Below are 23,305 nucleotides of genomic sequence, written 5' to 3'. Positions count from 1 at the left end.
TAGGAGGGCGTTTTTGCGTGTGTCAAACGGAGCTATATGGAATAAATTGCCAAACCTAGTAATTGCAGCTTCCGGAGGCATTTTTCGCCTGCCGCGCGTCAGGCGTACCTCTCCACCAGCGAGGCCTCGGCGATGCGCCGCAGGCCGTCTTTTACGGCCCGCGCGCGGGCTTTGCCGACCCCCTCCACTCCCTCCAGCATCTTCTCCGAGGCTTGCATTATGCTCTGGAGGTCCCCGAAGTTCTTCACCAGCCTCTCCACCACCGAGCTAGGGAGGCGCGGAATCCTCTCCAGGAGCCGGTAACCGCGCGGTCTAAGCGGCAGGTCCAGCTCGTCATGCACACCGGAATAGCCCAGCGCCTGGGCCACGCTGGTGAGGTGCAGGAGCTCCTCCTCGCTCAACAGGCCCAGGCTGCGCTCCACGGCTTCCGCCGTTTTCCCTCCCTCCGGACGGTAATCGCGGATGACGTTTTTCTTCTCCCTCTCCACCCCAGTCATGAGCTCCTCGAGCTGGAGCTCTATCAGCCTGCCCTCCACGCCCAGCTCGGCCAGGTACACCCTTATTTCCTCGGCGATCCTCTGCATCATCTCCGCCCTCTGCAGCACGCTCACCACGTCCTGCAGGCTTACCAGGTCCTCGAACTCCAGGGCGCTCAGGGTCGCCGAAACCTGGTCCAGGCGCGACTTGTATTTCTCCAGGGTCTGCAGGGCTTGGTTGGCCTTGCTGATGAGGACGCGTACGGGAAGGACAACGTGGCTCCAGTCACCCTTGTACATGGTAACTCTTTCCATGCGCTCGGAAACCGCGATGACCAGCTTGTCCGTCTGGCGGGCCACCCTTTCCGCGGTGCGGTGGCGGGTTCCGCTCTCCGAGGTGGGTATGGAGGGGTCGGGAACCAGGTGCACGTTGGCGAAACGGATGCGGCTCAAATCCTCGTCCAGGATGACCGCCCCGTCCATCTTGGCCACCTGGTATAAACTGGCAGCGCTAAACTCGCAGTCGATGTTCACCCCGCCATTGACCACCTCCAGGACCTTCTCGTCATCACCCACCACGATGAGGGCCCCGAGGTGAGAGGAGATAATACGTCCCAATCCCTCCCGGAGCTCGGTGCCCGGGGCGATCAGGCGCAGCAGGTGGAGGAAATCCCGGTCCTTCCTATATCCTTCCATGGTCCCCTTTTCGGATAAGGCTTCGCGAAGCTGGGTTACCAAAATCTTTATATCATACCGGAAGATACCTGAAAATCGAGGCTCGTTCCGGGTGACGGGGAAAGGGAGCGCGCGATGTCGGTTCAACGGTCCGCTGCATAGACCCCCAGGCGCGTCAGGGCCTCCCTCACGTCGTCCACCTCCACGATATCCAGATCGAGGTGGCGGGCGCCCTGCTGCGACCTGGCGGAAAGGATGGCGGTGGAGAAACCCAGGCGCGAGGCCTCCCGCAGCCTCTCCTCCATCCTGGATACGGGCCGTACCTCGCCCGTCAGGCTCACCTCCCCCACCAGCACAGTCCCCGGAGGCAGGGCCCTGTCCCGGCGCGAGGAGGCTACCGCAGCGCATACCGCCAGGTCCAGGGCCGGTTCCACGATGCGCAGGCCGCCCGAGATGCCAACGTAAACGTCACGGTCTTCCAGTTTTATCCTGCCCTTTCTCTCCAGCACCGCCACGTCGATGGCCAGCCGCCGGTGGTCGATACCCGTGGAGATCCTCTTGGGGGTGGGAAGCCTGGAGGGCACCACCAGGGCCTGCACCTCCACCACCAGGGGACGTCGGCCTTCCATGACCACCGCCGCCGCCGTCCCGGACACCGGCTCGGAGCGCCGGTCCAGGAAATGGCGGGAGGGGTCCTCCACTTCCCGGAGCCCGCCGTCGGTCATCTCGAAGATGCCCACCTCGCTCACGGAACCGAAGCGGTTCTTCACCGCCCGCAGAACTCGCAGGGAGTCGAAACGCTCCCCCTCGAAGTAGAGGACGCAGTCCACCATGTGCTCCACCAGGCGGGGTCCGGCGAGAAGACCTTCCTTGGTCACGTGTCCCACCAGGAAAACCGCGGCCCCGCTCTCCTTGGCCAGGACCTGGAGGCGCAGGACGCTCTCCCGCATCTGGTTCACGCCTCCCGGAGCGGAATCCACCTCCGGGCAGCGCACCGTCTGGAGGGAATCCATGACCACCACCCGGGGCTCCAGCTCCCAGACGGCTTCCTCCACCCTTCCCAGGTCCGTCTCGCACAGGAGGTAGAGGTCCGGATGGAGGCAGCCGATGCGCCGGGCGCGGGAAGCGATCTGGGCGGCGGACTCCTCGCCGCTGACCAGAAGCACCCTCGCGCCGCCCACGCTCAAAGCATGCGCCGCCTGGAGCAGCAGGGTGGACTTGCCTATGCCGGGCTCGCCTCCCAGCAGCACCAGGGAACCTGGGACCGCGCCTCCGCCGAGCACCCGGTCCAGTTCCGGGATCCCCACCCGCAGCCGGGGAGCCTCGTCGCCCAGCTCCACCATGCGCAGGGGCCTGGCCGCGGAAAGCGTGGAACGTTGTCCGCGAGGTTCCGGGCTCTCCTTCAACATGGTCCCGAAGCTGCCGCAGGCGGGACAGCGCCCCAGCCACTGTGCCGAGCTCTCCCCGCATTCCGAGCAAACGTAAAACGTTTTCCCCGCCTTCATGTCCCGCTTCTCGTTCCATCGTCCGCCGTCAACCGGATTATAGACGCCGCCAGTGTCAGAAAACGGGAGACGGGCCTAAGCTTTCTGCTTTAATTTTCCTTGGTGCTCCCGGATATGGGATTGGTGACATGAGCGGTAGAGGGAAGAAGGCAAAAACAACCGCGGTCATCGTCCTGCTGGCCGTTTTCGTCCTCTTCAACCTGCGGGTGGCGACATACCACCTGGCCACGGAGGGATGGAAGTCGGGCCTGGTGGAGATGGCGCTCTCCCTGTGGGTAATGCTCCTGTCCTACCTGGCCTGGGAGGCGCACCGCCGGCAATCCTCGCCTTCATGGCGCCGGACGCACCTGGCAGCGAGGGGCTGGCTGGCTCTCGTCTCCCTCGTCTACCTGGCCCTGAGCCTCTATCACTTCACCCACAGTGGAACCCGCTCCGGCACGGTGGAGCTGGCGGCCTTCCTCCTGCTCCTCCTCCTGTGCCTGGCACTGGGTTAAGCCCGCCCTTGCGGTAACCGGAAAAGCGGAAGGGAACGGGACGTAGCGTCGGCCTTCGAATCCCCCCGCAGGACGCCGTCATGCGCCCCGCCGGCAACGCGGCAAGGGAAAGGGCCGGACCCCGCACAGGTATATGACATACGCGGGATCCGGCCCCGGTGTCCTCTGCTCATGTTAACTGGACGATATCCGCTCCGCTCTCCGGCGCCTGCACCTTCTCGAAGGTTATCCGGCCCTCCTCGTCCGCCGCCACCAGGATGGTGGAGCCGGGCTGGAACTCCTTGGCCAGTATCTTCTCCGAGAGCGGGTCCTCGATGAGTTTCTGGATGGCCCGGCGCAGGGGCCTGGCCCCGTACACGGGGTCATAACCCTCCTTGACCAGGACCTCCTTGGCATCCTCCGAGAGGATGAGCTCCATCTCCTGCTCCGCCAGCTGGTCCTTGACCCGCTTCATGAGCAGGTCAACGATCTGCTTGATCTGCTCGTGGGTGAGCTCGTGGAAGACGATCACGTCGTCGATGCGGTTGAGCAGCTCGGGACGGAAGGTCCTCTTGAGCTCCGAGAGCACACGCTCCTTCATCTTCTCGTAGTCCAGCCCCTCGTCCTTCCTGGCCGTGAAGCCAAGGGAGGTGCCCTTGCTGATATCCCTGGCCCCCAGGTTGGAGGTCATGATGACGATGGTGTTGCGGAAGTCCACCTTGTGCCCCTGGGAATCGGTCAGGCGCCCGTCCTCCAGTATCTGGAGGAGCATGTTAAAGGCATCCGGGTGGGCCTTCTCGATCTCGTCCAGGAGCACCACGCTGAAGGGCTTGCGCCGCACCGCCTCCGTAAGCTGCCCGCCCTCCTCGTAGCCCACGTAGCCCGGCGGCGAACCCACCAGGCGGGACACGGCGTGCTTCTCCATGTACTCGGACATGTCGATCTGGATGAGGGCCGACTCGTCTCCGAAGAGGAACTCGGCCAGGGCGCGCGCCAGCTCCGTCTTCCCCACCCCGGAGGGGCCCAGGAAGATGAAGGAACCGCTGGGCCTCTTAGGGTCCTTGAGGCCGGACCTGGCCCTCCGTATGGAGCGCGAGACCGCCTTCACCGCCTCGTCCTGGCCCACGATACGCTTGTGCAGCTCCTCCTCCATGCGCAGGAGCTTGCTGCTCTCCTCCTCGGTGAGCTGGCTGACCGGTATCCCTGTCCAGGAGGAGAGGATGTCGGCGATATCGTCCTCGGTCACCTGGAGCTGATGCGAGCCGAGGGGGAGCTTCCAGTCCTCCTCCAGCTGCTCCATCTCCTTGAGGATTTCCTTCTCCCGGTCCCGCAGGCTGGCCGCCTTCTCGAACTCCTGGGCGGCTATAGCCGCCTGTTTCTCCTGGCGCACCTTCTGCAACTTCTCCTCCAGCTCCCGGAAGTCGGGGGGAGCGGTCATGGCCTTGATGCGCAGCCGGGAGGCCGCCTCGTCGATGAGGTCTATGGCCTTGTCCGGTAGGAAGCGGTCGGTGATGTAGCGGCTGGCCAGCCTGGCCGCCGCCACCAGGGCGCCGTCGGTGATGGCCACCCGGTGGTGGGCCTCGTAGCGGTCGCGGAGCCCCTTGAGGATCTCGATGGTCTGCTCCACGGTGGGCTCCTCCACCAGGATGGGCTGGAAGCGCCGCTCCAGGGCGGCGTCCTTCTCCAGGTGCTTGCGGTACTCGTCCAGGGTAGTGGCCCCGATGGTTTGGAGCTCGCCCCGGGCCAGGGCCGGCTTGAGGATGGAGGCGGCGTCAATGGCCCCCTCCGCCGCGCCCGCGCCCACCAGGTTATGCAGCTCGTCGATGAAGAGGATGATGTCCCCGCGGCTGCGTATCTCCTTGACCACCTTCTTGAGGCGTTCCTCGAAATCGCCCCGGTAGCGGGATCCGGCCACCAGGGCCCCCAGGTCCAGGGTGTATAGCTGCTTCCCCGCCAGGATCTGTGGAACTTCGTTGTTCACTATCTTCTGGGCAAACCCCTCCACCACCGCCGTCTTGCCCACTCCCGGCTCGCCGATGAGCACGGGGTTGTTCTTGGTGCGGCGGGAGAGGACCTGCATGACCCTCTCTATCTCCTTCTCCCGGCCGATGACCGGATCCAGCTTGTTCTGCATGGCCAGCTGGGTGAGGTTGCGGCCGAACTGGTCCAGCAGGAGGTTGCCCTGGGGAGGGGGCTCTCCCACCTGGGAGGTCTCCCGCGAGGCGGCGGAAGCGCCGGTCAGGAGCTGGACCACCTGGTTGCGCACCCGGTCGAGATCGGCCCCCAGCTTGGTGAGCACCTGGGCGGCCACCCCTTCGCCCTCCCGGATGAGGCCCAGCAGGATGTGTTCCGTGCCGATGTAGTTGTGTCCCAGCTGCAGGGCCTCCCGCAGGGAAAGCTCGAGGACCTTCTTGGCGCGGGGAGTGAAGGGGATGTGTCCCGTGGGCGCCGTGCTGCCGCGCCCGATGATCTCCTCCACCTGGTTGCGGACCGCCTCAAGGCTTATACCCATGGACTCCAGGGCCTTGGCGGCCACCCCTTCGCCCTCCTGTATCAGGCCCAGGAGCAGGTGCTCCGTGCCGATATAATTATGGTTGAGCATGCGGGCTTCCTCCTGGGCCAGGACCACCACCCGCCTTGCTCGGTCCGAGAATCTCTGGAACACCTCTTATCCCTCCAAATCAGGTCATGTTCAACTTAATTATCACACCTTTTATATCCTTTTCAAAGACGGTTCGCCATGGCATCCGTCATGTCCTTTCCTCCCCCGGGCACCGGCCGACAGACCGTTCTCCGCTTCAAGAATCGACCCTTTATCCCGCCGCCTTGACCCCCGGAAGGCGGAAGCCCGGAGGGTCGGATGGACGGTTTTTCGCCGGAGAGTAGCGAAGCGGCCGAGGGCCGGAGGCGGCGTAAACGGCGGATGTGAACCAGGCCGTAGGGACTGCCGCAATCGTAATGATGGAGGTCACACGGGGCGGAGGTGGGGGAAGAGGATGACCTCCCGGATGGAGTGGGAATCGGTGAGGAGCATGACCAGCCTGTCTATGCCCAATCCCAGGCCGCCGGCGGGCGGCATGCCGTATTCCATGGCCCGCAGGTAATCATAGTCCACCAGGTGGGCCTCCTCGTCGCCGCGCTCCCGCTGCCTGGCCTGCTCCTCGAAGCGCTCCCTCTGATCGAGGGGGTCGATGAGTTCCGAGAAGGCGTTGGCGATCTCCCTCCCGGCGGCGATGAGCTCGAACCTCTCGGTAAGGAAGGGGTCGGAGCGGTGGGCGCGGGCCAGCGGGGAGACCTCGCGGGGGTAATCCATGACCAGGGTCGGCTCCCAGAGGTCGGGCTCTACCAGCTTCTCGAAGAGCTCGGTGGCCACCTTGCCTGGACCCCACCCCTCCTCGAGGGGAACGGAGTGGCGCCCTGCCAACTCCTTCCATCTCTCCACCGGGGTGGAGGAGTCCACCCTCTCCCCCAGGGCCTCGGAGACCGCCTCCAGGAGGGTCACCCTCCTCCAGGGCGGGGTAAAGTCGACCTCCCGCCCCTGGTAGGAGAACTTCAGGGTGCCCATGACACTGCCCACCACCTCGGAGAGCATCTCCTCCAGGAAGGCGGCCAGGTCCAGGTAGTCCACGAAGGCCCAGTAGAACTCGAGCATGGTGAATTCCGGGTTATGCTTGTAGGAGATGCCCTCGTTGCGGAAGTTGCGGTTGATCTCGTAGACCTTCTCCAGGCCTCCCACCAGGCACCGCTTCAGGTAAAGCTCCGGGGCTATGCGCAGGTAAAGCTCCTCCCCGAGGGCGTGGTGATAGGTCACGAAGGGACGGGCGGCGGCCCCGCCGGGTATCAGGTGCAGCATGGGGGTTTCGACTTCCAGGAAATCCCTGTCGTCCAGGAAACGGCGTATCTCCCTGATGGTCCTGACTCGGACCAGCAGTTTGCGCTTCACCTCCGGGTTCACCAGGAGATCCAGGTACCTCTGCCGGTAACGCAGCTCCACGTCCTTCAGGCCGTGCCACTTCTCCGGCAGGGGCCGGAGGCTCTTGGAAAGTAGCCGGAACTCCTCCACCCTCACCGTGAGCTCGCCGCGGCGCGAGCGGAAGACCGTACCTTCCACCCCGATCCAGTCACCGATATCCAGTTCCTGGAAAAGATCGTAACCTTTTCCGCCTAGGGAATCCACGGCGGCCATGAGCTGGAGCCTGCCCCACCCGTCCTCCAGGTCCGCGAAGGACGCCTTGCCGTGGCGGCGTACGGCCATCAGCCTACCGGCCAGGGAAGCCCGGTATCCGCTATCCTGGCCGTTTTCCAGGTGCTGGAACTTATCGCGGAGCGCGGCGGTGGTGTCCCGGCGGGGGTACCTCCAGGCATAGGGTTCTATGCCCCTGGCTCTCCATACCTCCAGCTTCTGCAGGCGCCTTATGACCTGTTCGCTCTCGTGGAGGAATGCGGTTGGAATCGAGAGGTCATCTGGAGGATTCATCTCGTTAGACCCGGTCATCTCTCGATGCGCAGGATGCGGTACTGGATGACTCCCGAGGGGACCTGTACATCCACCACCTCCCCCGCCTTGCGTCCCAGGATGGCCCTGCCCACCGGCGACTGGTCGGAGAGGCAGTCCCGCCCGCCTCGGGCCTCGGCGGCGCTCACCAGGCGGAACTTCAATTCCTCGCCCCTTCCCACGTCCTCCAGGTACACCGTGGAGCCCAGGGCCACCTCGCTGAGGTCTATCTCCTCCTCCCTTATGATGCGCGCGTTGTCCAGGATGCGCTCGATCTCCACTATGCGGCCCTGGACGAAGGCCTGTTCGTGCTTGGCGTCCTCGTACTCTGAATTCTCCATGATGTCCCCGAAGGACCTGGCCTGCTCGAGGCGCTTGGCGACTTCCCAGCGCTTGACGTTCTTCAGGTAGTCCAGCTCCTCCTGCAGCCTCTTCAGGCCTTCCTCGGTGAGGACTATGTCGCCCTCCTTCTCCTCACGGTAATCGCCCGGCACGCTGGGCCGGAAATCGTCCTGCATGGCTGTTCATCTCCAATCGCGGCGGTTCGACTGGGATAACGGAATGTTATTATAGGACAGCCCCGGATGGCAGTCAAAAGAGAGGTCGTGATTCCCGGATCGAGCCTGGAGATCGTCCACGGTCACTGCAAGAGCCCTCCGGGCAGGAGGGGCATCAAATACCATTTATTACCATCCAGTCGCCGAGCGGAGAAAAACGGGCGGGCACGGATATAATAATGAAGGTCCACCGCGTCGGAGGCGAGGCAGCGGGCATTCCCTCGCGGTGGGGAAAAGAAGCCGGGAAGCCGTCAGCAGCGATGAGGGGGAGGGACAAGTGGAGGCCTTTTTCCGGCCCCGGGCGGTGGCGGTCGTCGGGGCCTCGGAGAAGCCGGGCAAGGTGGGACGGGTGGTCCTGGAGAACATCCTGCGCTCCGGCTTTACCGGGAAGGTATACCCCGTGAACCCCAACCACGAAGCCGTGCTCGGCCTTCCCTGCTACGCGAGCGTCTCCGACCTGCCGGAGACCCCGGACCTGGCGGTGATCATCGTTCCCGCCCCTGCCGTCCGCGAGGTGGTGGAGGAGTGCGGGACCCGCGGCGTAGCGGCGGCGGTGATCATCACCGCGGGGTTCAAGGAATCGGGGCGCGAGGGCTACCGGCGGGAGATCGAGCTGCGCGAGACGGCCCGCCGGCACGGCATACGCGTGCTGGGACCCAACTGCCTGGGGCTGGCGGACACCTTCACGCCCCTGAACGCTACCTTCGCCACCCGCGCCCCCCTCCCGGGAAACGTGGCCTTCATGTCCCAGTCCGGCGCGCTGTGCACCGCCGTCCTGGGCTGGTCGGAGGAGAACCACCTGGGATTTTCGCGGTTCATCAGCCTGGGGAACAAGATGGACGTCGACGAGAGCGACGTCCTCGAGGAACTGGAAAGGGATACCAACACGGCGGTGATCGCCGCCTACCTCGAGGGGGTCAAGGACGGGGAGCGCTTCCTAGAGGTGGCCGCCCGCGTGGGGCGGAGCAAGCCGGTCATCGTCCTCAAGGCCGGCGTCACCCAGGCGGGCGCGCGGGCCGTGTCCTCCCACACCGGTACCCTTGCCGGCTCGGAGAAGGCCTACAACGCCGCCTTCCGCAGGTGCGGGGCCCTGCGCGCGGAAACGGTGGAGGACCTCTTCATGCTCTGTCGGGGCTTTTCCTCCCAGCCGCCCCCGCGGGGGCCCCGGGTGGGGGTGATCACCAACGCCGGCGGGCCGGGCATCATCGCCTCCGACGCCCTGGAGCGCAGCGGCCTCGCGCTGGCCTCCCTCTCCGAGGAGACGGCCACGGCGCTGCGCGAGGGGCTTCCCGAGGCGGCCAGCGTCTACAACCCCGTGGACGTACTCGGCGACGCGGGACCGGAACGCTACCGCCTGGCGGTGAGCAGGGTCCTTCCCGATCCCGGCGTGGACGCGCTCCTGGTCATCCTCACCCCCCAGGCCATGACCGAGGTGGAGGAGACGGCGCGGGTGGTGGCGGAGGAGGCGCGCGGCGCGGAGAAAACGGTGTTCGCCGTGTTCATGGGGGGAGAGGAGTCCGCCCGGGCCGAGGAGATACTCAGGGAGGCCGGTATTCCCAACTTCCGGTTCCCGGAAGAGGCGGTGAGGACCCTCCGGGCCATGAGGGAATATACCGACTACCTAGCCCGGCCCCGCCGGACCCTGGTGCGCTTCGACGTGGACCGGGGGAAGGTCCGCGAGACCTTCGATTCCGTCCTGGCCCAGGGCCGCAAGGAACTGGTGGAGGTGGAAGCCAGGGAGGTGCTGAACGCCTACGGGCTGCCGGTAGCCCGAACCCGCCTGGCCACCAACCTGGAGGAGTGCATCCGCGCGGCCAGGGAAATCGGCTACCCGGTGGTGGTCAAGATAGCCTCCCCCCTCATCCTCCACAAGACCGACGTGGGAGGCGTGGTGGTGGGAATCCGCGACACCGACGAGCTGGTCAACGCCTACGAGGCGGTGACCTCTGCGGCCCGCAAGTTCGTCCCCGCCGCCTCCATCTGGGGGGTCCTGGTCCAGGAGATGCTCCCTCCCTCCCGCGAGCTGATCGTCGGCATGAGCCGGGACGCCCAGTTCGGGCCGCTTCTCATGATCGGCCTGGGGGGTATCTACGTGGAGGTCCTGGGGGACGTGAGCTTCCGCCTTGCGCCGGTGAGCGAGGAGGAAGCGGCGGAGATGCTCCGCGAGCTCAAGAGCTATGGCCTGCTCAAGGGCGCCCGGGGAGAGAAGGCGGCGGACATCGACGCGGTCGTCGAGAGCATCCTGCGCATCAGCCAGCTGGTCCTCGATTTCCCGGAGATCGCCGAGATGGACATAAACCCCCTGCGGGTGCTGGAAGAAGGCAAGGGCTGCCTGGCCGCGGACGCCAGGATAGTACTCAAGGAGTGAGCGAGATGGTTTACCTCTACCTGACCTCGCAGCAGGGCCTCGCCGGCCTGCACACCCTCTGCATCGGGCTGGGGATGCGCTTCAGGGAGGACGGTCTCCGGGTGGGATACATCAAGCCCCTGGGACATCGCTACCACCAGGAGGAGGGAACGGTTACCGACGAGGACGCCGCCTTCATGCGGCGCACCCTAGAGCTGGAGGAGGACCTTTCCGACATCTGCCCCGTGGTACTCACTCCCAAGCTGGTCAACAAGGCCCTCAAGGACGGAGCCGGCGACCTCCTGGCCCGGGTACGGGAGGCTCTTTCCCGCGTGGAAAGGGGGAAGGACCTGGTGCTCCTGCAGGGCGCCTACACCTCCCTGCAGGGCAGGATGCTGGGAATCTCCGCTTTCGAACTGGCGCCGGCCCTGCGGGCTCCAGTGGTCCTGGTGGAGCGCTTCAACGACGCGTACCTGGCCGACAACGTCCTCTTCGCGCGTGACCGCTTCGGGGAAGCCCTGCTCGGGGTGGTCTACAACATGGTCCCCCCCAACCGGGACAGCTTCGTACACGAGCTCCTGGTGCCCTACCTGGAAAGGCACGGGATACCGGTCCTGGGCGTGCTGCCCTACGAGAGGCGGCTGGCCTCCATAAACGTGGTCGACCTGGCCAGGCTCCTTGACGGGAAGATGCTCTGCGGCGAGGAATGCGGCGGGGTGATGGTGGAGGACCTGGTGGTGGGCGCCATGAGCCAGGAACACGCCCTCTCTGTGTTCCGCAAGCGGCGCAACTTCTGCGTGGTCACCGGGGGCGACCGAAGCGACATCCAGCTCGCGGCCATGGAGGCGGGGGCCAGCTGCCTCATCCTCACCGGGAACCTGTATCCCTCCAGCATCATCCTGGGCAAGGCCGAGGAGATGGGCATACCGGTCATCCTGGTGGGGACGGACACCTTCACTACCGCGGAGCGGGCGGAGATGATCATCCGCAGCGCCCGCACCCACGAGGAGAGCAAGCTGCAGAGGCTGCGCGAGCTCATCCGGGAACACGTGGACCTGGAGCGCCTTTACGCGCTGGCCGGGCTGAGGCCGGGCGGAGCGACTACCTGAGGGCACGACTCTGCCGCGCAAGTTTTACGCTTTTCGGTGATTGAGGCGACCCGCGGCGTGATGACCTTTTCCCGCCCTCGTTACCGCGAGTACATGGAAAAACGTGCCGTGGGCGCATCCTCCGCGGCAAGGGGCGGCTCAGCGGTCGATGGCCACCAGCAGGGGGTAGGGGTTGACCGGACCCCCGTGGTTGGGATGCCACTCGAAGTGCAGGTGGGGGCACCCGCGTGCGTTGCCCGTGTCCCCCACGTAACCGATGACCTGGCCGGCGGCCACTCGCCCGGAAGCGGCGAAGCCCTGCAGGTGCATGTAGTAGTATAGGTGCCCGTTGTCGCCGTGCAGGGCGATGTACAGGCCGGCGTTGCCTCCCCGGCGCTGCTCCACCACCCCGCTGGTTATGGCTACGCAGGGCGTTCCGTAGGCGGCCATGATGTCGCACCCCTTGTGGGTGCGCCCCACGGAGCGGGGAGCTCCCCAGTCGTTGACGTAGCTGTGCGGGCCGGCCACCGGGAAGTACAGGCCGTTCACCGGACCTACGTTCCAGTACGTGCCCCCTCCCCCCGTTCCGCGGTACCGGGAGCTGAGCAGGGCGGCCACCTCCCGGTCCAGCCCGGCCAGGATGGCCTTCTGCTCGTTGAGCTTACTCTGGATGGAGGCGCGCTGGTTCTGCAGGTTACGGTAATAGACCTGGTACTGCGCCTTGGCGTCCTCCAGTTCCGCCCGCCGCGCCCGGATCTCGGCCAACAGGGACCGGGTGGCGGCGATGGCCCCAGCATCGTGGCTGCCGATTCGGGACATGAAATCGTAGGAGTGGACGAAGGTATCGAAATCCTCGCATTCCAGTAGAACGTCGAGGGCGGTGGCGTTTCCCTCCTTGTACATGGCCACCATGCGGTTGGAAAGGATTTCCTTCCAGCGCTTCAGCTCGGCCTCGGCCGCCGAAAGCTGCGCCTGGTTGGCCTGGATCTTGGATTCCAGGGAGGCTATCTTGGACTGCGTCTGGCTGAGCTCCGAGGTCAGCCGGTTCAACTCCGCCTGCAGGGCGTTGAGCTGCCTTTCCACCGCCTTGGCCTGCTCTTTCTTCTCGCTGATGGTATCGGCGGCGGCGGTATTAAGCGACCAGCAGGCGAGGAGGCAGGGGAGAAGTAAGGTCATGGACAGGCGCTGGATCATTCTTCCAACACGCCTTCCTGCACTCAAGGCCTCACCTCCATTATCCTTTTCTTCCACTTCCGGGGTTTTTCCTCCCGGGACCTTAATATTTTAGGTAAAGGTCTTCCGCGGGGTCAAACGAGCCTCCACCATGCGCGGGCGTCCGTTGAGATCCTCGTGCACCCTCACCGCCACATAGCCCATATCTCTGGCCAGTCCGGCCAGGTCTCCCACCTGGTCCTCGCCGCCCTCCATGAGGAGCCACCCCCCGGGGGCCAGCCAATAGGTCGCCTCGCCGAGGAGCTTTTCGTGCACCTCCGTCCCCCGGGGCCCGGCCACCAGGGCGGAACGCGGTTCGTGCTCCCTGACCTCCGGGGGCAGGGCCTCCAGATCCTCCTCCCGGACGTAGGGCGGGTTGCTCACCACGAGGTCCAGTGCCCCCCTCAGGGTATCGGGGAGGGCTGAGAGGCAGTCCCCCAGGTGAAACCGCACCACTCCATCCATCCCCAGGCGGCAGGCGTTTTCGCGGGCCACGGAAAGGGCCCGAGGGTCGACGTCGGTGGCATGGACCACGGCGGCCGGACACTCCCGGGCCAGGGAAAGGGCGATGCACCCGCTTCCCGTCCCTACGTCCACCACCACGGGATGCCCGCCTCTCTCCCGAAGGAGGACCAAGGCCCTCTCCACCACCATCTCCGTCTCCGGGCGGGGGATGAGGACCCTCGCGTCCACGGCCAGCTCCAGGTAGCGGAAGACCGCCGTCCCGGTGATGTACTGCAGGGGCTCGCGCCGGGACCTGCGCACCACGGCGCGCATGAAGGCCCGCATCTCCTCCCGTTGCAGCGGCCTCTCCGGGTAGGCGTAGAGCTCCACGCGCGTACGGCCCGTGCAGTAGGAAAGGAGCCTCTCCGCGTTCAGGCGGGGCTTGGACACACCGCGGCGCTCCAGGAAGCGCGCGGCCCAGGATAGCAGCGCGGGGATCTCCGTCACCGGGCGGGTTTCCGCCCTTCCGTCCCTCGACTCCTCATTCACCGCTCCCCATCTCCGCCAGCTTCTCCGCCCGGTCGGCGGCGGCCAGGGCCTCGATCAGCTCGTCCAGGTCCCCGTCCAGCACCTCCTCCAGGCGGTAGAGGGTCATCCCGATGCGATGGTCGGTAACCCTGCCCTGGGGAAAATTGTAAGTGCGGATGCGCTCCGAGCGGTCCCCGGTGCCCACCTGGGAACGGCGCTCCTCAGCCTGCTCCCGCCGCTGCCTCTCCTGCTCCATGCGCAGCAGGCGGGCGCGAAGGATGCGCATGGCCTTCTCGCGGTTCTGCAGCTGGCTCTTCTCGTCCTGGCAGGTGACCACCACGCCAGTGGGCAGGTGGGTGATGCGCACCGCGGAATCGGTGGTGTTAACCGACTGCCCCCCGGGGCCGGTGGAGCGGAAGACGTCGATGCGCAGATCGGCGGGGTCTATCTCCACCTCCACCTCCTCCGCCTCCGGGAGCACGGCCACGGTGGCCGTGGAGGTGTGGATGCGCCCCCCGGACTCGGTGACCGGGATGCGCTGCACGCGGTGCACGCCGGACTCGAACTTCAGCCGGCTGTAGGCCCCCTCCCCGCGCACCGAGAAGATGACCTCCTTGAAGCCCCCCAGTTCCGAGGGGCTGGAGGAAAGTGGTTCCGTCTTCCAGCCACGGCGTTCGGCATAGCGGGTGTACATGCGGTAGAGATCGCCGGCGAACAGGCCGGCCTCCTCGCCTCCCGCCCCGGCGCGGATCTCCATGATGACGTCCTTGCGGTCCCGCGGGTCCCCGGGGAGGAGCAGGAGCTTTATCCTTTCCTCCAGCTCCCCGGCGCGCCCTTCCGCCTCCCTCAGGGAATCGCGCAGGAACTCCTGCATCTCGGGTTCCTTTTCCTCCCTCAGAAGCTCGCGGGCCTCCGCGGCTTCCTGCAAGCAGCGGCGGTACTCCCGCAGGAGGGAGACCACCTCGGAGAGCTCGGCGTGGCTGCGCGCCAGCTCCGCGTACCGCCGCCGGTCGCGGTAGACCTCGGGCCGCGTGAGCTGTTCTTCCAGTTCTTGGTAGGTCCTCTCCAGGTCCTCAAGCCTCTCCAGGAAGGTCATGGATCTCCCCTTCCGAATCCCTCTCCCTCTCCAGGAGCGCCCTCAGTGCGGCGAGGGCCACCTCCGCCTGGTCCCGCCCCGGGCGCCGGGTGGTCAGCCTCTGCAGGGCCAGGCCGGGAGCCACCAGGGGGGCGAGCCACGGCGAGCGGTTTTCCCCCGCATATCTCATTATCTCATAGGAGATCCCGGCCACCAGCGGGATGACCGCCACCCTCTCCAGCACGCGTATCCACAGGGCGGGCCGGCCCAGGAGGGAATAGACCACCACGGTGAGCACCAGCACCAGCAACACAAAGGAGGTCCCGCAGCGCAGGTGGTCGGTGCCCTCGTGGAGGGCGAACTCTGGTTTCAGGGGATAACCGTGCTCCAGGAGGTGGATGGACTGGTGCTCGGCGCCGTGGTACTGGAAGACGCGGCGCATGTCCCTGGAAAGAGATACCAGGAGGAGGTAGAGCACGAAGAAGGCCACGCGCATCCCGCCTTCCAGGAGGTTCCAGGCCCAAACCGGGGTGCCCGGGCCCAGGATGCGGGGCGCCAGCCAGGTGGGAAGGGCGATGAATATCCCCACCGCCAGGGCCAGGGCCAGGAGGAAGGAGGCCGCCTTCTGCAGCGCGCCCAGGCCCCCGTCGCCCTCCCCGTCTCCCTCCAGGGCCAGCTCCGCGGAGAGGGAGAGGGCTTTCCACCCCAGGACCAGGCTCTCGCCGAGGATGAAGAAACCCCTCAGGAAGGGCCGGTCCCAGGAGGGGTGGCGCACCAGAAAGGAACGCAGCGGTTCCACCTGGGAATGGATGGACCCGTCCGGCCGGCGCACGGCGAGCGACCAATGGCGGCTTCCCCGGAACATCACGCCCTCGATAAGGGCCTGGCCCCCGATGCGTGCGGTCTCGACCTCCCTGGACCGCCGCGCGGCACGGGGAGGTACGGCGGGGTTTTCCTTCATCTCAACGGGGTAGGGAGGCGGAGGGGGAAAGGGTCATCCCTCCGCCTTATCCGCTCCCTTCTTCTTCCGCTGCGGCCTCGCCTTCCCGTAGCGCCGCTCGAAGCGTTCCACGCGCCCCCCGGTGTCTACCAGCTTCTGCCTGCCGGAATAGAAGGGATGGCACTGGGAACATATCTCCACCCGCAGAACGGGCTTGGTGGAGCGGGTCTTGAAAGTGTTCCCGCAGGAACAGGTGACCGTGGCCTCCACGTAATCGGGATGTATTCCCTTCTTCATCCTACGCGTCCTCCCTCTTTTATTCCACGACCCATAAAGTATAGCAACGCCCGCCGTCCTTGAACAGCGGGGGCGGGTCCGCCCAAGTTCGCCCCGGCGGCCGGTTCCGCCGTGCGGGATTGCGCCGCCCCTCCCTCCCCGGAAAGGGACGTAAAAACGCCCCTTCACCATCTCTTCGCGGTCTGCGCCTGTCTTCCCCTCGGGGAAGATCCGGGGTCGGCCCGGACGGGGAAGGGCCGGAGGGGACCCTGCCTCCTCTTCTTCCGGGCCTCAGGAGATGGGCGACCTGGCTATCTCGTTCAGGAACTCCTGGTTGTTCCTGGTGCTGCGTATCTTGTCGATGAGCAGCTCTATGGCCGCGCTGGGGTCCAGGGCATGCAGGACGCGGCGGAGTTTCCAGACCACCTGGGCTTCTTCCGGCTCCATGATCAGCTCTTCCTTGCGGGTCCCTGATTTGTCGATCTCGATGGCCGGGAAGATGCGCTTGTCGGCCAGCTTGCGGTCCAGGTGCAGCTCCATGTTGCCGGTGCCCTTGAATTCCTCGAAGATGACCTCGTCCATGCGGGAACCGGTCTCCACCAGGGCGGTGGCGATGATGGTCAGGCTGCCTCCGTCCTCGATGTTGCGCGCCGCCCCAAAGAACCGCTTGGGCGGGTAGAGGGCCGTGGAGTCCACGCCTCCGGAGAGTATTCTTCCGCTGGTGGGCGTGGCCAGGTTGTAAGCCCTGGCCAGGCGGGTGATGCTGTCCAGGAGGATGACCACGTCGTGGTTGTGTTCCACCAGGCGCTTGGCCCTCTCCAGCACCAGCTCCGCCACCTGGATATGGTTGTCGGAGGGCTGGTCGAAGGTGGAGCTTATGACCTCCCCCTTCACCGAGCGCTCCATGTCCGTGACCTCCTCGGGGCGCTCGTCCACCAGGAGCACGATCAGCTTCACCTCGGGATTGTTGTGGGTGATGCTGTTGGCGATCTGCTTGAGTATGGTGGTCTTGCCCGCCTTGGGAGGTGACACGATGAGCCCTCTCTGGCCCTTGCCGATGGGCGCGATGAGGTCGATGATGCGCGGCGCCACCTCCCCGTTGGGGGTCTCCAGGCGGAGCCTCTCCAGGGGGAAGAGCGGCGTCAATTGCTCGAATTGCTTGCGCTCCCGGCAGACCTCCGGGTTGTCCCCGTTGACCTTCTCAATGCGCAGGAGGGCATTGTATTTCTCGCTGTCCTTGGGCGGTCTCACCTGCCCCTGGATCTCGTCGCCCCTCTTGAGATGGAAGCGCCTGATCTGTGAGAGGGACACGTAAATGTCATCCTCGCTGGGCAGGTAGCCCCTGGTGCGCAGGAACCCGTATCCCTCGGGAAGGATATCCAGGATCCCGGTGCGGATGAAAAGGCCTTCCTCCTCCACCCGGCGGCTCAGGATGCTCTCGATGAGCTCCTGCTTGCGCATGCCGGTGATGCCGGTCATGCCCATCTCCCGGGCCATGCTCTGCAGGTCCACCAGGAGCATGGACTCCAGCTTGGCCCTGTCCAGAGTCTGTTCCACTTTCTCACCTCCTTTTCACTGGGATTGCGGCGCCCGGAGGCGCCGGCTCTCAAAGGTTCCTGATCTTTTCATAATCCTCCAGAAATTTCTTGATGCCGATGTCCGTGAGCGGGTGCTGCACCATCTTGACCATCACCTCGTAGGGGATGGTAGCTATGTGCGCCCCGGCCCGCGCCGCCTGGACCACGTGCATGGGATGCCGCAGGCTGGCCGCGATGACCTGCGTGGGGATGGAGTAGGTGTCGAAGATGTCCACTATCTCCTCCACTACGGCCATGCCGTTGTTGCCTACGTCGTCCAGGCGCCCCACGAAGGGGCTCACGAAAGTGGCGCCCGCGGCGGCGGCCAGGAGGGCCTGGTTGGCGGAAAAGACCAGGGTCACGTTGGTCTTGATTCCCTCCCTGGATAATCGACTGACCGCCGCCAGCCCTTGAGGGGTCATGGGTATCTTGACGTTGATGTTCTCGGCGATGGAGGCCAGCTCGCGGGCCTCCCGGATCATGCCCTCCGTGTCCAGGCTGACGGCTTCCGCGCTGACCGGCCCGGAGACTATCTTGGTAATCTCTTCCAGGCATTCGCGCATACCGCGCCCCTCCCTGGAGACCAGGGAGGGATTCGTGGTCACCCCGGAGAGCACCCCCCACTCGTTTATCTCCCGGATATGCTCCACGTTGGCCGTGTCCAGGAACAGCTTCATCTCCTACCTCCGCTTACCCGCGACACACGCTCGTACCTCCCTTTCCGTCCTCGGATCTTCCCGCGACCTCCCGCCCTGCTTCCGGTATTCCCGCCCTCCGCGGCCGCACCGTTCACGTGGGCGGGTGCCGACGGAGCCGGGTGGGCTCAGGGCAAGTTCCCCGCCTCCACCAGCAGCTTCTCCCTGCGGGCCATCTCGTAGGCAGAGTTGATAATGTAGTCCACCACCTCGGAGACGGTGGTATCGAGGTCCACGCATTCCACCGCCTTCACCCCGGTGACCTCGGACATGTAAAGTATGTAATCCTGGATTTTCCTGATGTTGTCGAAATGCTTGATGTAGCGCATGAACGGGCGGGTACCCTGGGTTTCCACCCCCCTGACGTACAGGTGGCCCCGGTGCATTTTCTCGTCGGACACCTTGATCACCAGGGGCACGATGAAGGCCTCGGGGAACTGCTCCGGCGCAATGAACCCGGGGACGATGTGCGCTCCCTCGATTATGATATGCGTCCCCTCGTTCAGGGCCCGCTTTATAATGGCCCTCACCCCTACAAGCACGGAGAGGCTCTGCTCCCGGAAACCGGCCACCACCGGGTCCACGTGCGGCGGCAGGGGATGGATGAGGGCGGTGTCCGCGTCGAAGGAGGAAGTGTGGATGGTGGGCATGAGCTCACGCGAGAAGAAGGCTCGCATCACTTCCCGGATGGCGTCCGTGGACACGATGCGCACGATGCTCAGGCGGTTGGCGATCATGGTGGCGATGGTGGATTTTCCCACCCCCGTGGAACCGCCTATGAGCACCACCAGGGGCTTGTTCAAGCTGCTGAAGCTGATATACCGCAAATAGTTCTCCGCGTACTTCTTTCCCGCTTTCCGGAGGAGGGTCTCGTAGATGAGGCTGCGCAGTTCCCGGGTCTTGACCTCCAGCCTTCCCTCCCGGATGAGGAGCTCCTCGATCTCCGCGGCCACCAAGTAAGCCGCGCCGGGGGCCAGGCCGGAGGCCATGATGGCGTTGGCGGTCAGCCCCTTGGAAAAGGGCACCCGGTGGTATTCCTCGTCGAGGATGGTTATCCTCTTGGCGTTCCTTTCCTCTTTTTCCCTCATGTCCTCTCCAACACCCTTTCCCACACGGCGCGGAAGAAACCCTCCAGGCTCTCCCCGGGGTTCACCGGGACCGGGCGATTGTGGAAGTAGACCACTTCCCTCCCCGTTTCCACGGCGTATGTTGCCACCGTGTCCACGGCTGCGGCCTTAAGCTCGGTCAGGAAGAGTTCGGCTTCCCCCGCCTCTTCCAGCTCCCGCCTCAGCGTCCGCCGGTCGGCCAGGCTGAAGCTCATCCCCCTCACCTTGCAACCCGTCTCCTTCTCCAGGTAATTCCGCAGCACCGTCCCGGCCTCGGGAGGAGCGGTCGCGGCAAGGAACACCTTTCTTCCAACAATGGGTTTCAAGGGATGAGGCCTGAAAACCGTCTCTATGATAAATATATCGTCCTTTATACGCTTTATCCTTTCGCGCAGCGATGACACGCGGTGGGAATCGGCGAAAGGCTCTTCCGCCATTGTAATTACAACCCCGTCCGAAATCAAGATGCGGTACGGGCCGAGGTACTCCAGGGAATCCCTCGGGTCCTGGGCGGCGCTGATCACGCAGATGGCGCCCCGCGTCTCCACGGGAGGGATGCTCGAGCCGCTGCCCTCCATGATCACTGCATCCATCCCCAGGCCCTCCGCCAGCCGGGCCGCCTCCGCGCAGTTGGTGACGTAGGGCTGCCCGGCCATCCCGCCCCCGCAGCGGCGCGAGCCCACGGTGGTCACCCCGGTAACCAGGGCATCCTCGTAATGGTCCGAGGCGGCGTGGAGGCCCCTGGAAAGTTCCCCCAGCAGATAGGCCCCGTCGACCTCCTTCCCCTCCACCAGGTAGGGTTCCGGTGGCCCCCCTCGACCCATGGCCACCACCACCGGTCGGTAACCCCATCCGCTCAGGTAGCGGGCCAGCTCCGCGGATACCGCCGTCTTGCCGCAACGCTTGCCGGTGCCGATGACGGCGCAGGAAGGTCCGGTGAGTATCTTCTCCCGGCGGGGAGGGCGGAACTCGAAATCCGCCCCGCGGTACGTCGTCCCGTGGGCCAGGGCCACGGAGGCCAGGGCCAACCTGGTCTCCGAATCCAGCACCGGAAGGTCGCTGAGGTCCACCACCAACTCCGGGCGCAGCCTGTCGATGCTCGTGGCCAGTTCCCCGAGGAGGTCGCCGGCGACCACCAGTTCCCACCGCGGCGAGGACAGGGCGGTGAGGTCGGTCACCTTCTCCGTCCCTCCCAGGAAAAAGAGGCCCACCGGGACCAGGCCTTCCCCCTCCTCCAGCTCCCGCACGGCATCCAGGATCGCGGAGGGATGGTGTTCCCCATCCACCAGGAAAAGGGTCCTGCTCTTACCTTTCACTGCTCATACCCCGCCATCAACCCCGGGTGGCCCACCGCTTTCCCGGCCGGGCCGCGGAAAGGACGCGCCGTTCACGTAGGTCCGGCAAAAGGGACCCGCCGCCCAGGAACCGTGACCCCTCTTGCGCCACGTCCCGGAGGCGGTGAGGAAAGCACGGTCCGTGCGGATAAACCGGCTACGGTTGGTTTTTCCCCACCCGGTACCCTGCGCCGCATCACGCCTCGACCAGGTCGGAGCGGTCCGCGGGGACCTTTCGCCGGCCACACCCAGCACGCGAATCGGAGAGCTGTCGGATACCTCCCGCCTCACGAATTATATCCGCCGGACGTCCGTTCTCAAGGGGATAGCCCATCCGACTTCTCCTGCCGCGCGCCGGAGCCCCGGGGCCTCAGATGTCCGTTCCGATTATCTCCCGCACCACTCCGGACAGTTCCCGCTGGGTTTCTCCCACCCCGGCCCCGAACCTGGCTATGACGTCGCTGCCCCCGAAGGGGTACTTGCGCAGCACCCGCACGTTGTCCTCGCGGATTTCGATAAGGTTATAGCAGGGCTTGGTATGACCCCGCAAGCGCAGCGAGGAGATGGTCCCCGCGTTCACCAGGTACATGTCCTCCAGCTTCCACACGTAAGGGACATGCTTGTGGCCGGTGAGCACCAGGTCCACCCCGGCGTAGATGAGTAGCTCGAGGATGTCCCCGGCATCGTAGACGATGTTGCGCTCCCTGCCGGTTCCCGGTACGGGCAGGAGGTGGTGGTGAAGGGCGAAGATCTTGAAGGCCTCCGTGGACTGGAAGTTATTTACAATCCACCCGTACTTCTCGCGCCCTATTTTCCCGTCGTCCAGGTCGGGCTCGCTGGAGTCCACGCCCATGATGAAGACCCCCTCGTACTCCAGGCAGCGGAAGAGAGGACCGAAGAGCTCCTGGAAATGGAGGTACCCCACGTTGCGGGAATCGTGGTTCCCGGGGACGATGACGATGTTCTCGCACTCCAGGTTGTCCAGGTAGGACTTGGCGGTCAGGTATTCCTGCCTGAAGCCCTCGTTGGTCAGATCCCCGGTCACCACCACGATATCCGGATGCAGTTCGTTGAGCTCGTGGATGGTGCGGTTCATGAGGTTGGCCACGAAGTGGTAGGACCCGATGTGGAAATCGGAGATGTGGGCAACCACCACCGGCGATTTTCTGACCGGATAGGTCTTGGACGACAAACTCGACACTTCCCGTTCGCGTTCCCGGCCGCCCGGTTCCGGCTCCACCGCCGCCGGGCGCCCTCTCCGTCACCTCACTTCCATTATAGTCCCTTTACCAGCATATCCATGAGTTTCCATCCCGGGATATCCCGGTAGGTGCCCCTTCCCGCCTCGCGCTCGTTGAAGGCGCGCACGGCGTCGGGTTCCCTGCCTCCCAGGTAAAGGGCAAAGGGCACCGGCTCCGGGACGTGAGTGCCCACCTCGAGGGGGGTGGGATGGTCGGGCGCGAGCAGGACGTGGAATTCCTCGTGCCGGCGGACCGATTCGTCGAGCACGGCCCCCACGATATGACGGTCGAAGTTCTCGAGGGCCTCCACCTTGGCCTCCCAGTTCCCCTCGTGGCCCGCCTCGTCGGGGGCTTCCACGTGGACGTAGACCAGGTCCACCCTCCGCAGGGCATGCAAGGCGTAGCGGGCCTTGGCCTCGTAATCGGTATCGTAATAACCCGTGGCCCCGGGGACGTTCACCACCTCCATCCCGGCATGGAGACCCAGGCCCTTGATGAGGTCCACGGCGGTGATCACCGCGCCGGAAAGGCCGTACCTCTCCCCGAGGGTGGGGAGGTCCGGCGAGCGTCCCTGCCCCCAGGGCCAGATCATGTTCGCCGGCCGCAGCCCGCGCTCCTTCCGCCACCAGTTCACGGGGTGGTCCTCGAGGAAGCGCCGGGAAAGCCTTATCAGCGACCGCAGCCGCTCCGACCCCGGCCCCCGGGGGAGGATTTCCTCGATGTTCCGGCCCACGGCGTCATGCGGGGGAACGCAGAGGTCGTCCAGATGCTTCAGGCCCCGCAGGACCAGGAGGTGCCGGTAGCCCACCCCGGGGTGGAACGCGGTGTAGGGATCCCCCAGCTTTTCTTCCAGGAAGCGAACGATCTGGCGTGCTTCCTCGGTGGGAATGTGCCCGGCGCTGTAGTCCGCCAGCCGACCTTCCTCCTCGGTCACCAGGTTGCAGCGGAAGGCCACCTGGTCCTCGGCCAGCTTCACTCCCATGCTGGCCGCCTCCAGCGGCCCCCGACCGCAGTAGTGCTGACGCGGGTCATAGCCGAGGAGGGAAAAATTGGCCACGTCGCTCCCCGCCGGCATGCCCTCCGGAACGGTGACCGCCGTGCCGCAGATCCCGTTCTCGGCCAGGAAATCCATGTTCGGTAGGCTAGCCGCCTCCAGGGGCGTGGCCCCTCCTCGGGTGGTAACCGGGTGGTCGGCGGCGCCGTCCGGCACCAGGACGACGTACTTCATCTCCACCTCCCCGACATCAAGACCTGTGAGGCG

General features: G+C 65.4%; 19 protein-coding genes. 3 read left to right on the top strand and 16 right to left on the bottom strand.

All coding sequences use genetic code 11. From position 1 onward, the window contains the following. Window positions 1-98: 98 nt before the first annotated feature. Window positions 99-1,172 carry a DNA integrity scanning diadenylate cyclase DisA gene (gene disA, locus QME84_05010; protein MDI6873625.1) on the bottom strand — a complete coding sequence of 358 codons (1,074 nt, stop codon included), beginning with the start codon at window positions 1,170-1,172 and terminating at the stop codon, window positions 99-101. A gap of 122 nt (window positions 1,173-1,294) precedes the next feature. Beyond that, a complete protein-coding gene (radA, locus tag QME84_05005) occupies window positions 1,295-2,656 on the bottom strand; it encodes a DNA repair protein RadA (GenBank protein MDI6873624.1) in 1,362 nt (453 codons plus the stop codon). A 128-nt stretch (window positions 2,657-2,784) separates the two neighbouring features. On the opposite strand from radA, the gene QME84_05000 reads away from it, so the two are divergent. After that, window positions 2,785-3,150: a hypothetical protein gene (locus tag QME84_05000; protein ID MDI6873623.1), complete on the top strand. Its 366-nt coding sequence runs from the start codon at window positions 2,785-2,787 to the stop codon at window positions 3,148-3,150. 169 nt (window positions 3,151-3,319) lie between these two features. Here QME84_05000 and QME84_04995 read toward each other — a convergent pair whose 3' ends face one another. The 3 genes from QME84_04995 to greA form a co-directional block, all read right to left on the bottom strand. Then, a complete protein-coding gene (locus tag QME84_04995; protein ID MDI6873622.1) occupies window positions 3,320-5,794 on the bottom strand; it encodes an ATP-dependent Clp protease ATP-binding subunit in 2,475 nt (824 codons plus the stop codon). Between the two features lie 303 nt (window positions 5,795-6,097). Further along, window positions 6,098-7,606, bottom strand: coding sequence for a lysine--tRNA ligase (lysS, locus tag QME84_04990; GenBank protein ID MDI6873621.1), 1,509 nt, complete (start codon window positions 7,604-7,606; stop codon window positions 6,098-6,100). A gap of 14 nt (window positions 7,607-7,620) precedes the next feature. Continuing rightward, window positions 7,621-8,142, bottom strand: coding sequence for a transcription elongation factor GreA (gene greA / locus QME84_04985; protein ID MDI6873620.1), 522 nt, complete (start codon window positions 8,140-8,142; stop codon window positions 7,621-7,623). A 316-nt stretch (window positions 8,143-8,458) separates the two neighbouring features. On the opposite strand from greA, the gene QME84_04980 reads away from it, so the two are divergent. Both QME84_04980 and QME84_04975 read left to right on the top strand, forming a co-directional pair. Then, complete coding sequence (locus QME84_04980; GenBank protein ID MDI6873619.1) at window positions 8,459-10,549, top strand: acetate--CoA ligase family protein; 2,091 nt, start codon at window positions 8,459-8,461, stop codon at window positions 10,547-10,549. 5 nt (window positions 10,550-10,554) lie between these two features. After that, on the top strand, window positions 10,555-11,637 hold the full coding sequence (locus tag QME84_04975; protein ID MDI6873618.1) for a phosphotransacetylase family protein: 1,083 nt from the start codon (window positions 10,555-10,557) through the stop codon (window positions 11,635-11,637). A 138-nt stretch (window positions 11,638-11,775) separates the two neighbouring features. On the opposite strand, the gene QME84_04970 is transcribed toward QME84_04975, so the two are convergent. From QME84_04970 to QME84_04920, 11 genes are all read right to left on the bottom strand, one after another. Beyond that, window positions 11,776-12,837: a peptidoglycan DD-metalloendopeptidase family protein gene (locus QME84_04970; protein MDI6873617.1), complete on the bottom strand. Its 1,062-nt coding sequence runs from the start codon at window positions 12,835-12,837 to the stop codon at window positions 11,776-11,778. A gap of 63 nt (window positions 12,838-12,900) precedes the next feature. Then, on the bottom strand, window positions 12,901-13,821 hold the full coding sequence (gene prmC / locus QME84_04965; protein MDI6873616.1) for a peptide chain release factor N(5)-glutamine methyltransferase: 921 nt from the start codon (window positions 13,819-13,821) through the stop codon (window positions 12,901-12,903). After that, entirely contained in the window at window positions 13,814-14,896 is a 1,083-nt protein-coding gene (prfA, locus tag QME84_04960) for a peptide chain release factor 1 (protein ID MDI6873615.1), read from the bottom strand. Before prfA ends, prmC begins: the two co-directional genes overlap by 8 nt. Then, window positions 14,874-15,740, bottom strand: a complete 867-nt coding sequence (locus QME84_04955) for a DUF1385 domain-containing protein (GenBank protein ID MDI6873614.1) — start codon at window positions 15,738-15,740, stop codon at window positions 14,874-14,876. Before QME84_04955 ends, prfA begins: the two co-directional genes overlap by 23 nt. Before the next feature lie 129 nt (window positions 15,741-15,869). Next, complete coding sequence (gene rpmE, locus QME84_04950) at window positions 15,870-16,112, bottom strand: 50S ribosomal protein L31 (protein MDI6873613.1); 243 nt, start codon at window positions 16,110-16,112, stop codon at window positions 15,870-15,872. A gap of 270 nt (window positions 16,113-16,382) precedes the next feature. After that, complete coding sequence (gene rho, locus QME84_04945; protein ID MDI6873612.1) at window positions 16,383-17,636, bottom strand: transcription termination factor Rho; 1,254 nt, start codon at window positions 17,634-17,636, stop codon at window positions 16,383-16,385. 61 nt (window positions 17,637-17,697) lie between these two features. Continuing rightward, window positions 17,698-18,345, bottom strand: a complete 648-nt coding sequence (gene fsa / locus QME84_04940) for a fructose-6-phosphate aldolase (GenBank protein MDI6873611.1) — start codon at window positions 18,343-18,345, stop codon at window positions 17,698-17,700. 146 nt (window positions 18,346-18,491) lie between these two features. After that, window positions 18,492-19,451 carry a zeta toxin family protein gene (locus QME84_04935; GenBank protein ID MDI6873610.1) on the bottom strand — a complete coding sequence of 320 codons (960 nt, stop codon included), beginning with the start codon at window positions 19,449-19,451 and terminating at the stop codon, window positions 18,492-18,494. Further along, window positions 19,448-20,785 (bottom strand): cyclic 2,3-diphosphoglycerate synthetase, encoded by a 1,338-nt coding sequence (locus QME84_04930; protein MDI6873609.1) that lies wholly within the window; start codon window positions 20,783-20,785, stop codon window positions 19,448-19,450. Before QME84_04930 ends, QME84_04935 begins: the two co-directional genes overlap by 4 nt. A 388-nt stretch (window positions 20,786-21,173) precedes the next feature. Then, window positions 21,174-21,995 (bottom strand): metallophosphoesterase, encoded by an 822-nt coding sequence (locus QME84_04925; GenBank protein MDI6873608.1) that lies wholly within the window; start codon window positions 21,993-21,995, stop codon window positions 21,174-21,176. 83 nt (window positions 21,996-22,078) lie between these two features. After that, window positions 22,079-23,272, bottom strand: a complete 1,194-nt coding sequence (locus QME84_04920; protein ID MDI6873607.1) for a cofactor-independent phosphoglycerate mutase — start codon at window positions 23,270-23,272, stop codon at window positions 22,079-22,081. Window positions 23,273-23,305 lie beyond the last annotated feature (33 nt).

It is taken from the genome of Actinomycetota bacterium (genome assembly GCA_030019255.1).
Lineage (GTDB): Bacteria > Actinomycetota > Geothermincolia > Geothermincolales > RBG-13-55-18 > Solincola_A.
The sequence above is the reverse complement of the archived record's forward strand: the minus strand, read 5'-3'. Positions and strand labels throughout refer to the sequence as shown.